The 13,122-nt window shown below is 58.6% G+C and carries 13 protein-coding genes; 2 read left to right on the top strand and 11 right to left on the bottom strand.

Annotation, left to right across the window (positions count from 1 at the left end; all coding sequences use genetic code 11):
- Positions 1 to 4: 4 nt before the first annotated feature.
- Positions 5 to 1,315, bottom strand: coding sequence for a flagellar biosynthesis protein FlhF (gene flhF / locus CWR53_RS15325; protein ID WP_058606081.1), 1,311 nt, complete (start codon positions 1,313 to 1,315; stop codon positions 5 to 7).
- Positions 1,316 to 1,326: 11 nt separating this feature from the next.
- Entirely contained in the window at positions 1,327 to 3,456 is a 2,130-nt protein-coding gene (gene flhA / locus CWR53_RS15330) for a flagellar biosynthesis protein FlhA (protein WP_058606080.1), read from the bottom strand.
- A 678-nt stretch (positions 3,457 to 4,134) separates the two neighbouring features.
- Between flhA and CWR53_RS15335 the strand changes: the two genes are divergently transcribed.
- Positions 4,135 to 4,809 (top strand): GntR family transcriptional regulator, encoded by a 675-nt coding sequence (locus CWR53_RS15335; RefSeq protein WP_181405435.1) that lies wholly within the window; start codon positions 4,135 to 4,137, stop codon positions 4,807 to 4,809.
- Between the two features lie 20 nt (positions 4,810 to 4,829).
- Here the strand turns inward: CWR53_RS15335 and CWR53_RS15340 are convergent, their stop codons facing one another.
- Entirely contained in the window at positions 4,830 to 5,882 is a 1,053-nt protein-coding gene (locus CWR53_RS15340; RefSeq protein ID WP_100851990.1) for a D-alanine--D-alanine ligase family protein, read from the bottom strand.
- 97 nt (positions 5,883 to 5,979) lie between these two features.
- On the opposite strand from CWR53_RS15340, the gene CWR53_RS15345 reads away from it, so the two are divergent.
- Positions 5,980 to 7,227, top strand: coding sequence for a B12-binding domain/radical SAM domain-containing protein (locus tag CWR53_RS15345; RefSeq protein ID WP_138031829.1), 1,248 nt, complete (start codon positions 5,980 to 5,982; stop codon positions 7,225 to 7,227).
- Positions 7,228 to 7,685: 458 nt separating this feature from the next.
- On the opposite strand, the gene flhB is transcribed toward CWR53_RS15345, so the two are convergent.
- From flhB to fliL, 8 genes are read right to left on the bottom strand one after another with little or no spacing between them, the layout of a single operon-like run.
- The gene (gene flhB / locus CWR53_RS15350) at positions 7,686 to 8,828 is read right to left on the bottom strand and encodes a flagellar biosynthesis protein FlhB (protein WP_100851992.1); all 1,143 of its coding nucleotides are present in this window, start codon (positions 8,826 to 8,828) and stop codon (positions 7,686 to 7,688) included.
- The gene (gene fliR / locus CWR53_RS15355; protein ID WP_058606076.1) at positions 8,829 to 9,605 is read right to left on the bottom strand and encodes a flagellar biosynthetic protein FliR; all 777 of its coding nucleotides are present in this window, start codon (positions 9,603 to 9,605) and stop codon (positions 8,829 to 8,831) included.
- A 7-nt stretch (positions 9,606 to 9,612) separates the two neighbouring features.
- A complete protein-coding gene (gene fliQ, locus CWR53_RS15360; protein WP_023533926.1) occupies positions 9,613 to 9,882 on the bottom strand; it encodes a flagellar biosynthesis protein FliQ in 270 nt (89 codons plus the stop codon).
- 21 nt (positions 9,883 to 9,903) lie between these two features.
- A complete protein-coding gene (gene fliP / locus CWR53_RS15365) occupies positions 9,904 to 10,659 on the bottom strand; it encodes a flagellar type III secretion system pore protein FliP (RefSeq protein WP_023533994.1) in 756 nt (251 codons plus the stop codon).
- Positions 10,656 to 11,105, bottom strand: a complete 450-nt coding sequence (gene fliO, locus CWR53_RS15370; RefSeq protein WP_058639121.1) for a flagellar biosynthetic protein FliO — start codon at positions 11,103 to 11,105, stop codon at positions 10,656 to 10,658. The genes fliP and fliO overlap by 4 nt, the downstream gene beginning before the upstream one ends.
- Positions 11,105 to 11,569, bottom strand: coding sequence for a flagellar motor switch protein FliN (gene fliN, locus CWR53_RS15375; protein ID WP_023533974.1), 465 nt, complete (start codon positions 11,567 to 11,569; stop codon positions 11,105 to 11,107). Before fliN ends, fliO begins: the two co-directional genes overlap by 1 nt.
- A gap of 42 nt (positions 11,570 to 11,611) precedes the next feature.
- Positions 11,612 to 12,580, bottom strand: a complete 969-nt coding sequence (gene fliM / locus CWR53_RS15380; RefSeq protein ID WP_023533965.1) for a flagellar motor switch protein FliM — start codon at positions 12,578 to 12,580, stop codon at positions 11,612 to 11,614.
- A 9-nt stretch (positions 12,581 to 12,589) separates the two neighbouring features.
- Positions 12,590 to 13,087 carry a flagellar basal body-associated protein FliL gene (gene fliL / locus CWR53_RS15385; protein ID WP_058606074.1) on the bottom strand — a complete coding sequence of 166 codons (498 nt, stop codon included), beginning with the start codon at positions 13,085 to 13,087 and terminating at the stop codon, positions 12,590 to 12,592.
- Positions 13,088 to 13,122 lie beyond the last annotated feature (35 nt).

Here is a 13,122-nt window from a genome sequence, read left to right on the forward strand (position 1 = left end):
ATTTTCAACCCGCTCGCCGTGGGTTGTGGTAGAGATCAGCGAACATGTCGGCCATGGCCTCCTCGCTGGGCTCGTCCTGCTGCTGCACATTGACCGCGCGGGTGACCAGCTGGTGCCCACGGGGCAGGTGCAGATCGTCCGGGATACGCGGCCCATCGGTAAGGTAGGCCACGGGCAGTCGGAAACTGATGGCAAGGCTCAGGACATCGCCCAGGCTTGCCGACTCGTCGAGTTTGGTCAGGATGCAGCCGGCCAGCCCGCAGCGCTTGTAGCTGTGGTAGGCCGCGGTCAGCACCTGCTTCTGGCTGGTGGTGGCCAGGACCAGGTAATTCTTCGCCGCGATGCCGCGACCGGCCAGGGTGTCGAGCTGCATGCGCAACGCCGGGTCGCTGGCTTGCAGGCCCGCCGTATCGATCAGCACCACGCGCTTGCGCAGCAGAGGCTCGAGCGCCGCCGCCAACGACTGGCCGGGGTCGACATAGGTCACCGGCACATTCAGGATTCGGCCCAGGGTCTTGAGCTGCTCCTGTGCCCCGATACGGAAACTGTCCATGCTCACCAGCGCCAGGTTGTGGGCGCCGTACTTGAGCACATAGCGCGCCGCAAGCTTGGCCAGGGTGGTGGTCTTGCCCATGCCGGCCGGGCCGACGACGGCAATCACACCGCCGTCCTCGATCGGTTCCACGTCGGGCGTACGGATCATGCGCGCCAGGTGCGCCAGCAGCATACGCCAGGCGTGGCGAGGCTCCTCGATGTCCTTGGTCAGCTCGAGCAATTCACGGGCGATGGGGCCAGACAGGCCAATGCGCTGCAGCCGGCGCCACAACGTGGCCTGCTGCGGCTTGCTACCTTGCAGCTGGGTCCAGGCCAGCGACCCCAGTTGCACTTCCAGCAGCTCGCGCAAGCCGGACAGCTCAGAGCGCATGGCATCGAACAGGCGCGGGTCCACCGAGGCCTGGCTGCTTGCGGTGGTGGCCGGCTGCGGGGCGTCAACGTGCGGCTCCACCAGAGGCTCGGCCGCCGTGAGCGACTGACCGGCGAACAATTGGCGATTGCTGTCGCTGCTGTCCGGGCGCTGTTCGAGCTCGGCCTTGGCCGTGGCAATGCGCGTGTGGGTCTTGCGCAGCTCTTCTTCGAGTTCGACGTTCGGTACCCGAGGCGCCAGGGCGGACAGCTTGTAGTCCAGCGCGGCGGTCAGTTCAACGCCGCCTGCGATACGGCGATTGCCGATGATGGCCGCATCAGCGCCCAGCTCATCGCGGACCAGCTTCATGGCCTGACGCATATCAGCGGCGAAGAATCGCTTAACTTGCATTATCCACTACCTCAGCCATTAGGGCCCACGGTGGCAACGATGGTGACTTGCTTGTTGTCCGGTATTTCCTGATACGCCAGTACATGCAAATTCGGTACGGCCAGCCGACCGAAACGCGACAGCATGGCGCGGATCGGGCCGGCCACCAGGAGGATGGCCGGCTGGCCTTGCATCTCCTGGCGCTGTGCGGCTTCGATCAGTGAACGCTGCAGCTTTTCGGCCATGCTTGGTTCAAGAAGCACTCCGTCTTCCTGACCTTGCCCGGCCCTCTGTAGACTATTTAGCAAGATCTGTTCCAACCTGGGCTCCAAGGTGATCACAGGGAGCTCGGACTCAACGCCAACAATGCTTTGCACGATGGCGCGACACAATCCGACGCGCACCGCCGCGACCAGAGCGGCGGTATCTTGACTCTTTGCCGCGTTGTTGGCGATGGATTCGGCAATGCTACGAATATCGCGCACTGGCACCTGTTCTGACAACAAAGCCTGTAGGACTTTGAGAAGGCCTGACAGCGAAATGACACCCGGCACCAACTCTTCTGCCAGCTTAGGCGACGCCTTGGACAAGACTTGCAACAGTTGCTGCACTTCTTCGTGACCGATCAGCTCGTGGCAATGCTTCTGCAGGATCTGGTTGAGGTGAGTGGCTACCACCGTACTGGCGTCTACGACCGTATAGCCCAGCGACTGCGCCTGCGAGCGCTGACCGACGTCGATCCACACAGCCTCCAGGCCAAAGGCCGGGTCGCGGGCCGCGATGCCGTTGAGGCTGCCGAACACCTGCCCGGGGTTGATGGCAAGCTCGCGGTCCGGATAGATCTCTGCTTCAGCCAGGATTACCCCCATCAACGTCAGGCGATAAGCACTGGGCTGCAGGTCGAGATTGTCGCGGATATGCACGGTGGGCATGAGAAAGCCCAAGTCCTGGGACAGCTTTTTGCGCACGCCCTTGATCCGCGCCAGCAGCTGCCCGCCCTGGTTGCGATCGACCAATGGGATCAAGCGATAACCGACTTCCAGGCCGATCATGTCGATCGGGGTGACATCGTCCCAGCCCAGCTCCTTGGTTTCGGCCGCCCGCTGCGGCGACGGCAGCAGCTCTTGCTGGCGCTGCGCTTCCTGCTGGGCCTGTACCTTGGTCTTTTGCTGTTTCTTCCATACCAGGTAGGCGCCGCCGCCCGCCATCAGGCCCAGGCTCAGGAACGCCAGGTGCGGCATGCCCGGCACCAGCCCCATGACGATCATGATGGCGCCGGACACGGCCAGGGCCCGGGGCGAGTCGAACATCTGACGGTTGATCAGCTTGCCCATGTCCTCCGAGCCCGAGGCACGGGTGACCATGATGGCTGCGGCGGTGGAGAGCAGCAGCGAGGGCAGCTGCGCCACCAGACCGTCACCAATGGTCAACAGGGCATACACCTTGCCGGCGTCGCCGAAGCTCATGCCATGCTGCAACATACCGATCAGCATGCCACCGATCAGGTTGATGAACAGGATCAGCAGGCCAGCGATGGCGTCACCGCGCACGAACTTGCTGGCACCGTCCATCGAACCGTAGAACTCAGCCTCCTGGGCGACTTCGCTGCGGCGCGCCTTGGCTTGCGCCTGGTCGATCAGGCCGGCGTTCAGGTCGGCGTCGATGGCCATCTGCTTGCCCGGCATTGCATCGAGGGTGAAGCGTGCGCTGACCTCGGAGATACGGCCCGCACCCTTGGTCACCACCACGAAGTTGATGATCATGAGGATGGCGAAGACCACCGCACCGACCACGTAGTTGCCACCGATGACCACATCGCCGAAGGCCTGGATCACCATGCCCGCGGCGCCGTGACCTTCCTGGCCATGCAGCATGACCACACGGGTGGACGCCACGTTCAGCGCCAGTCGCAGCAAGGTCGCCACCAGCAGGATGGTGGGGAATGCGGCAAAGTCCAACGGGCGCAACGCGTACACGCTGACCAGCAGCACCACGATGGACAAGGCAATGTTGAAGGTGAAGAACACATCGAGCAGGAACGGCGGTATTGGCAACATCATCATTGCCAGCATCACCAGCAGCAACAGCGGCACGCCGAGGTTGCCCCGTCCGAGACCGGCCAGGTTATGGCGAGCGTTGCTGATTAACTGAGTGCGATCCACCGCGAGTCCTCTTCTTGCAAAACTTTGACGCCAGAGCAGCGCTTGGGCGTGGCTCTGCAAAAAGCTTTCCAACTTTGAAGGCGGTGGTTGAATAAAATGCAGCCGCCACGCACTGGCGTTGAACGGCGACCCACGTTGCGGATTCATCACAGTACCAAGGCTCTGCATGAGAAATCCTGAGACGACGTCGGGACGAAAAATGAGCCGGTGCCAGCGTGGCGGTTCAGGCGCGGATGCCGTCAGAATCTCATTCAAGCCAATCGGTTGTGATAGGACCGCTGCAATCAGATAGCCCAGGCTGAGTTAAGATCACACGAAACGTCTTTAATAGAGTATCGATAACTAATTAGCCCCCTGTCGATTGCAGACAAAGGCCTCTCATACAAGGCGACAAACCCGGATCTCCATCCTAGATGTGCGGCGAGCACAGAGGCGACTCGGGGGCGACCACTGTACCGGCTTCACTCAATCACGCTACTGGATGCGCCTTGTCGCCAATTTCCGACGCACAAAATGTAAAAGCTAACGATAAAGAGCATCAGCGACATGGAGCAGCTTATCTGCACCTACCCTGCATTCAGTCACTTCGAGGCTCTGTGCAAAGCCGTCAGGCTCTATGGCTGGGATAGCAGCGATATGCTACCTTCGGCAGCCTCGTAAACGCCCCTGGAGATGAGTATGCCTCCGCTTCCCGACAGCTTTATCGTGCCAACAGGTTATCAGCAAAAAACCGCCATGGCGTTTGTCGCTGACTCAATACGCAGCGGAATTCTCTCGGGCATGATTCCAGAAGGAACGCAACTACGCCAAGATGAGTTAGCGGCTAAATTCGGTGTCAGTCGCATGCCTGTTCGCGATGCGATCAGACAGCTTGAAGCGGAAGGGCTTGTTACCTCCGAACCCCATAAAGGTGCGTTTGTATCTATCATGACGATTGACGATGTCGTGGAGATTTATGACATGCGCATCATGGCAGAAACGACAGCGTTGGACTTGGGTTTTAGTGACATTTCGAATGACGACATTCTGGAGATGGAACAGCGTATCCATGCAATCAACACGGCTCGAAATCAACACGCGCTAGGTGAGCTAAACGAGCAATTTCACTATTTTCTTTATGCACGATCAAGTCGTCCTCGCTTGCTGGCCCTTATCAAATCGCTTCATCGAGCAGTCGACAGACACCTCCGTTTTTTACTGACCAACTTGGATTATCATCAGAAATCTCAGGACGATCATATTGCTATTCTCGCGGCTTGCCGTGCAGGTGACCGTGAGCTAGCAAAACGGATTCTACGCCTTCACCTGGAAGCAGGGAGAGATGAGATCGTAAAATTCTTGAGACGTAAGTAGAAGTCACATCCCGCCAATAATCACGGCTGCGGCGAAGTCCCTAGTACCACTGTCTTGACCAGCTCATCTGCAATGAAAGCAAGTGAAAACCCTGCGGCTTCAAACATCTTGGGGTACATGCTGGCACCTGTAAAACCGGGCAATGTGTTCACTTCATTCAGAATGACTTCATCATCCAGAAGGAAAAAATCAATCCTGGCCAGCCCTTGAAGTCCCAAACACCTAAACACTTCAAGAGACAGGCTTTGGATACGCGCAGACAAAGTAGATGAGACGGGACTAGGCACAAGAAGTGTTGAGGGCTGATGGGTAGAGTACTTAGCATCATAATTATAAAAATCGTATCCGCTGGCGGGTAGAATTTCACCTGGCGGTGATGCTACGGTTCGCCCATCGCTCTCCAGAATTCCGCACTCAATTTCTCTCCCTTTGATTTCCTTTTCAACGATCACCTTCGGATCGAGGCGCTGAGCTGCCGCATAAGCTTCAAGGTATTCTGCCTCGCACGTGACCCCTGCCACACCAATGGAAGATCCACAGGTAGCAGGTTTCACGTACAGCACTTCCCCGCCTAGTGACTCTACAAGATACCTCCAAGGCAACATCTTATGACCTGCAACCCAAGGGGCAACCTTGATTCCCGCCGCACTTACGAGTCGCTTGGTCATGTCTTTATCAATGGCGACGGCAGAGCCGAGTATTCCAGAACCTACGCACGGAATGCCACACATTGCACCCAGCCCTTGGATCGCACCGTCTTCCCCATACCGCCCATGAAGGGCGGGAAACATCAGGTCAATAGCAATCTCCTTCAAAGCGGATCCGGCGTCTGAATAAATCAATACCGGCCTACCTGGCTGAAGCGTCAGGACCGGTGCGGCAGCGTCGACTTCGTCAGGAAATTCGCGCGGCTGGCCTTGGTAATGCCAGACACCGGCGGTGTCGATCCCTACGCAATGAACCCGGTAACCCGATGAAGTCAAGGCTTCGTACAGGCTGCGAGCAGACATAAGGGAGACGGCGTGCTCAGCACTTTTGCCACCAAATATTAGCGCAATAACATTTTGTTTCATTTTAAGCCTCCCACCAAGTTTTTGTTCGGCTACTGTATCCAATATCCAAAAAAAATAGCAATGGCATGGACGCCCTTCCCGATGAAAAGGACGCCCTATGCCTTCCTCTACTCAGCATGGCTTCGCTTACAGCGGCTCTCTCACCCATCATTCAGGCCACGGCTACAACCGCCAGATCCGAGCCGTCGCGGTTTCGGCTCCGGAGTGCCTCACGGGCGCAAAATCCAGCCGGGCTTTGAACAGTTGCGATCCTGTGAGCCTCTTTAACGCCTGCAGGCATGCTGCGTATCTCGCTCAGATTGAAGGAAGTGCTTGGGCAAACAGCACTTGGGCAAACGGATGCTACGAAGCAAGAGATTGCTTCATGCTTATGTACTCTTTAGACGACATGCCCGCGTTTGAAACGCTCCTGCTCGCGCAAAAACCCAATCTAGTCCTGATTGGAGCTATGACGCTGTGCATGCCGGGGGCGGTGCACTGCGCTCAGCTAGTTCGGAAGCTTTTAGGTGACGGCCCCGTCATAATTCTAGGGGGACGCCATGTGAATGAAACGCTCTATTTAGACAACGAAAGAAAGAGAAATCCATGTGATGTCAAACACCACAAAGCTTCTCCGGGCCGGCTAATCAGAGAGCACAAGATCCCTCCCCTCTTCGATATAGTTATCTCAGGGGAAGCTGAAATCATTATCAGTGCTATTGGGGAAGCATTGGCGCGGGCAGATAGGCTCAGCATCGAAACTATTGCAGGTCTTTTAAGCGTTGACATTCCAGGCTTGTGGATCGTCGATTTTCCGAAAATTGGCATAACGCAAGTGAGCCGCGGCGTGCGACTGGACCAAAATCGACTGCCATCAGCAATCGAAATTTTTGGGGTTAAAAGCTCATTTGGTGTATTTGGAAATCGCCTGACGTCTCACGCTTTCAGCTATACCGGAAGGGGTTGTTTCTACGACTGTTCGTTCTGTAGTGAGCGTCGAAGCGTTGCAGGCGGCATTTATGATGCCGCGGGCGCTCCATTGAGAATATATAAGCAGTTTCAGAAAACCCTCTTAGCTAGCCAAAATGATCCGCGCGGACGCAAAGCAAGTGCATTCGTTGAAGACTCTATATTCCTAAACGGCAGCCCTACCCAAATCAACGCCCTGTGTGAACTCATGGAGCTAAAACCTCTGGATCTTATATTTGGAGGGCAGTTTACAATCGATTTAATCATTGAGCGTCGCACGCTAATCGAACGACTTTCGAACAACGGACTTCGCTATGTCTTCTTGGGGTTAGAGACATTGTCCCTTGACAATCTCATTCTTTACCTCAACAACCTCACCCCCGCAAAGAGGGTGTAAAGATTGCCGGCACTTTGCAATGATAAGCTGAAACCGCTCTTCGTCTCCGTATCTCAGCCGGGGGTTCGCCGCGTGCACACTGGAATTTTTACGAAAAGCCTGGTGAGTGCACGCGGTGAATAAAGGTTCCAAATACTCATGGAGTATTCCGCCTATTCGTTTCAGCATTTACCGGTTATCGCACGGCCAGGCCATCGGCTTGAAAACATCCTACAGACTTTAGAAAGCAGTGCTCAAAGCGGCGAGCCCACCGAGAACTTACACTAAATGGCAAGGTAATTGGCCATAGCTCAGCATGCCGCGCGAGACTTGGCCGCTTCTTCGATCCGAACCGGAAGAAAGCGCTTTTAAGCTCAGCCTCACCTTCACGAAAGCTCAGAAGCTTCGGACAACGCAACTTCTTTACTTGAACTCAATCCGATGCGTGTTTATTCAAGCCCAACGGACAAGCCTCGCGGCTATGCATCTCGCTGTAAATCCGACGGAATTGGCAAGTCGGGCTTCAGCGGATCTGGCCGCTTGCCCTTCCCTGCGTGGTACTGACGTATCTGAAAGACGTACGCCAACACCTGGGCCACCGCCAGGTACAGCCCGGCAGGAATTTCATGCTCCACCTCGGTGGAGTAGTAAACTGCCCGAGCCAGGGCGGCGGATTCAAGAATCTGGATGTTGTGCTCAGCGCCAATCTCGCGAATCTTCAAGGCCATGAAGTCGCTGCCCTTGGCCAGCAGCAAGGGGGCCGAATTCCCGTTCTCCGGATCGTACTGCAGGGCGACGGCGTAGTGGGTCGGGTTGGTGATGATCACATCCGCCTGGGGCACAGCCGCCATCATTCGCCGCTGCGACACCTCGCGTTGCAACTGCCGGATACGCTGCTTGACCTCGGGCTTGCCCTCGCTGTCCTTGTACTCGTCGCGCACTTCCTGCTTGGTCATCTTCATTTTCTTGTGCGTTTGCCACAGCTGGAAAGGGGCGTCGGCGGCGGCGATCAGCAACAGCCCGGCCGACATCCACAGGGCGCTCCACCCCACCACTTGCAAGCTGTGGATGATCGCCTGCTCCAGCGGTTCGTTGGCGATTGACAGCAGGGCTTGACGGTCGCTGGCGAGCACCGCCACGGCCACCACCAGGATCACGAAGAACTTGGCCAGCGCCTTGAGCAACTCGGTCAGGGCATGCATCGAGAACATGCGCTTGATGCCAGAAAGCGGGTTCATTCGGCTGAATTTAGGTTGCAGCAAGCTGCCGGAGAAGACGAAACCGCCCAGTACGATCGGTGCAACGAAAGACATCACGAAAAGAAGGATCAGAATCGGCTGTACGGCCCAGATGGCCATTTTACCGGAGGTGAGCAAGAACGCCCCCATGGACCGCTCATCGACGATGATTTCGCGGGTCAGGCTGAAGTTCATGCGCATCATTTCCAGCAGGGTCTCGGCCAGATACCCGCCGAAGGCTAGGACGCCACCGGCACCGGCCAGGGTTACCGACACAGTGTTCAGCTCCTTGGAGCGCGCGATCTCCCCTTTTTCCCGCGCATCGCGCTTGCGCTTCTCGGTGGGTTCCTCTGTCTTGTCCTGACCGCTTTCGCTTTCCGCCATTCAACCGGCCCTCGCCAAATCGCGTAGCCACAGCAGCGTTTCGCTGGCCAACGCCTGGTAATGGGACAACACATCGGCAAGGCCGATCCAGAAAATGAGCATGCCCATGACCAAGGTCAGTGGGAAACCAATGGAAAAAATATTCAACTGCGGCGCTGCACGGGTCATCACGCCAAAGGCAATATTGACGACCAACAAGGCTGCGATCACCGGCAGGATCAATATCAGCCCGGCGCCGAACACCCACGCCATGCGCCCCACCAACTCCCAAAAATGAGTGACCACCAGGGCATTGCCCACCGGGAGCGTGGTAAAGCTCTCGGTCAACACTTCGAACACCACCAGATGGCCGTTCATCAGCAGAAACAGCACGCTCACCAGCATGGTCATGAACTGACTGATCACCGTGACGTTGACCCCGTTGCCAGGGTCGACCATCGAGGCGAATGCCATCCCCATCTGTACCGCCACGATCTGCCCGGCGATCACGAAGGCCTGGAACAGCAACTGCAACGCCAGACCGAACATAGTGCCGACGATGATCTGCTCGGCACACAGCAGCGCCCCTTTGAGGCTCAACGGATCGAACGGCGGCAGTGGCGGGAGCGCCGGCACAATGACCACGGTGATCGCCACGGCAACGTACAGGCGCACCCGCGCCGGCAACATGCGCGTGCCGAAGATGGGCATGGTCATCAGCACCGCCGTCACCCTGAACAGCGGCAGGATGAAGGTGGCCACCCAGGTGCCGATTTGCGTGTCGGTCAGCTCAAGCATCGGCGCATCAACCGATGAGCTGGGGGATGTTGGTGTACAGGGTAGTGATGTACTCCATGAACTTCTGCACCAGCCACGGCCCGGCCACGATCAGCGTGATCAGCATCACCAGCAGGCGCGGCAGAAAGCTCAGGGTCTGCTCGTTGATCTGGGTGGCGGCCTGGAACATGGCCACGATGAGGCCCACCAGCAGGCTGGGGACCACCAGCACGGCGACCATCAGTGTGGTCAGCCACAGGGCGTCGCGGAACAGGTCGACGGCTACTTCAGGCGTCATGCACGGCCCTCCCAGGCAAAGTCACACACCACCGAAACTGCTGGCCAGCGTGCCCATGATCAAGGCCCAGCCATCGACCAGCACGAACAGCATGATCTTGAACGGCAACGAGATGATCAGCGGCGACAGCATCATCATGCCCATGGCCATGAGCACGCTGGCCACCACCATGTCGATGATCAGAAACGGAATGAAGATCATGAAGCCGATCTGAAAGGCCGTCTTGAGCTCCGAGGTGACGAAGGACGGCACCAGGATACTCAGCGGCACCTGGTCGGGGCTGGCGATGTCGGTGCGCTTGGACAGGCGCATGAACAGGTCCAGATCGCTCTGCCGGGTCTGGGCCAGCATGAAGTCCTTGAGCGGGCCCTGCGCACGGTCGATGGCCTGCTGGGCGGTCAACTGCTCGTTCAGGTAAGGCTGCAAGGCCGTCTGGTTGATGCGGTCGAACACCGGCGCCATGATGAACAGGGTCAGGAACAGCGCCATGCCGGTCAGAATCTGGTTCGACGGCGTCTGCTGCAGCCCCAGCGCCTGGCGCAGGATGGAAAAGACGATGATGATCCGGGTGAAGCTGGTCATCAGGATGACGAACGCTGGAATGAAGCTCAGCGCCGTCATGATCAACAGGATCTGCAGGCTGACCGAATACTCCTGCTGCCCATCGGTACCGTTGGACAGGGTGATGGCTGGAATCGACAGCGGGTCGGCAGCCAGTGCCAACGGCGCCGCCAACAGCAGCGCCAGGGTGAACAACAGTCGCAGCGCTGCGCTCATCGGGTCTTGTCCTTAGGGTCCTTGCCCATCAGTTCCATTAGCCGCTGGGCGAACTCAGGCGTCGCCTGGCGAGCCCCCTGGGGTACATCCACAGGCTCGGCCAGCACGTGCAACGCTTCGATGCTCCCGGGTGTATGACCAATGAGGATCTGTTCCTTGCCCACCTGCACCAATAGCAGCCGATCACGCGGCCCGATAGCGCGGCTGCCGATGATGTCGATCACCTGACTGCCCTTGACCGCCGAGCCTTGCATCCGGCGCAGCAGCCAGGCGAGCAGGAAGATCAGCCCGACCACCAGCAGCAGGCCGAAGACCATCTGGGCCAGTTGCCCGCCCAGGCTTCCTGGCGGGTTGGCCGGCGTCGCGGCAGGCGTGGCGGCGGCCAGGCATACCTGGCTGGCCAGTGCCGCGGCCGCCGCTGCGATGACGCGCACCCTGGCCTTCATCAACGCAGCTTCTTGATGCGTTCGCTGGGGCTGATCACGTCCGTCAGGCGGATGCCGAACTTCTCGTTGACCACCACCACTTCGCCATGGGCGATCAGCGTGCCATTGACCAGCACATCCAGGGGCTCGCCTGCCAGGCGGTCCAGCTCGATCACCGAACCCTGGTTGAGCTGCAGCAGGTTGCGGATGTTGATTTCGGTGCTGCCCACTTCCATCGAGATGCTCACCGGGATGTCGAGAATCACATCCAGGTTCGGGCCTTCGAGGCTGACATTGGCATTGGGCTTGGGCGAGCTGGCGAACTCTTCCATCGGCAAGCGACCGGGCCCCTGATTCTGGCTGGTATCGCCCAGCAGCGCATCGATGTCGGCCTGGCCGGCCGCACCGGTTTCTTCCAGCGCAGCAGCCCACTCATCGGCGAGCGCCTGGTCCTCTGGAGAGGTGATCTCGTTTTCGTTAGCCATGATTTCCTCGACAGGCATTCAATTCGTTGGGAGCGGCCGCCATCAGCGGCGTTCGATCGGGTCGATGATCTGCAGCGCCAGGTTGCCCTTGTGCGAGCCCAGGCGCGCCTTGAATGCCGGCACGCCGTTGGCGCGCAGCACAAGGTGCTCGGGCAGCTCGACCGGGATGACGTCCCCGGGCTGCATGTGCAGGATGTCCCGCAGTTTGAGCTGACGCCTGGCTACCGTGGCCGTTACCGGCACGGCAACATCAAGCACGTCCTCACGCAGCGCCTTGACCCAGCGTTCGTCCTGGTCGTCCAGGTCGGACTGGAACCCGGCGTCGAGCATTTCACGTACCGGCTCGATCATCGAGTACGGCATGGTCACGTGCAGGTCGCCCCCGCCGCCATCGAGCTCGATATGGAACGTGGACACCACCACCGCCTCGCTGGGGCCGACGATGTTGGCCATGGCCGGGTTGACCTCGGAGTTCATGTACTCGAAGTTCACCTCCATGATCGCCTGCCAGGCCTCCTTGAGGTCGATGAAGCACTGGTCCAGCACCATGCGCACTACGCGCAACTCGGTCGGGGTGAACTCGCGGCCTTCGATCTTCGCGTGCCGGCCGTCCCCGCCGAAGAAGTTGTCCACCAGCTTGAACACCAGCTTGGCGTCGAGGATGAACAGCGAGGTGCCGCGCAGCGGCTTGATCTTGACCAGGTTCAGGCTGGTGGGCACGTACAGTGAATGCACGTACTCACCGAACTTCATCACCTGCACGCCGCCCACGGCCACATCGGCCGAGCGGCGCAGCAAGTTGAACATGCTGATACGGGTGTAACGGGCAAATCGCTCGTTGATCATCTCCAGGGTCGGCATGCGGCCCCGGACGATACGGTCCTGACTGGTCAGGTCATAGCTTTTGATACTGCCAGGTTCGGATGCACTTTCAGTCTGCACCAGGCCATCGTCGACGCCATGCAGCAGGGCATCGATCTCATCCTGGGACAGCAGGTCCTGTACGGCCATTGCGTGCTCCTACTGCAATACGAAATTGGTGAACAGCAACTGGTCAATCACAGGCTTGCCGACTTCTTTCTGGGCGACTTCCTGCACCACGACGGTCGCTTTCTGGCGCAGCATTTCCTGGCCGACCGAGCTGCTGGCCAGGGTCTCGAAGCCGACCCCGGAGAACATCATCACCAGGTTGTTACGTATGACCGGCATGTGCACTTTAAGGGCATCGAGGTCAGCCTGATTGCGCCCCTGCAAGGTGATGCTGACCTGCATGTAGCGCTGGCGACCATTCTGGTTGAAGTTCACTACGAACGCGGGCGTGAGCGCTTCGTAGATGGCCGCTGGCTTGGTGGTGCTGGCGCCTTCCTGTTCAGCAGGGGCGGGCTCGCTCTTGTGCATGATGAACCACGTGGCGCCCACGGAAATGCCCACGGCCACCAGCAGGCCACCCACGGCCAGGAGGATCAGTTTGAGTTTGCCTTTTGGGGCAGGGTCTTTGACTGCTTCGGTATTCGCCATGCCAATATTCCGTCGTCCATCGGGAGTAACTGGGA

This window comes from Pseudomonas sp. SGAir0191, assembly GCF_002812565.2.
Taxonomy (GTDB): domain Bacteria; phylum Pseudomonadota; class Gammaproteobacteria; order Pseudomonadales; family Pseudomonadaceae; genus Aquipseudomonas; species Aquipseudomonas parafulva_B.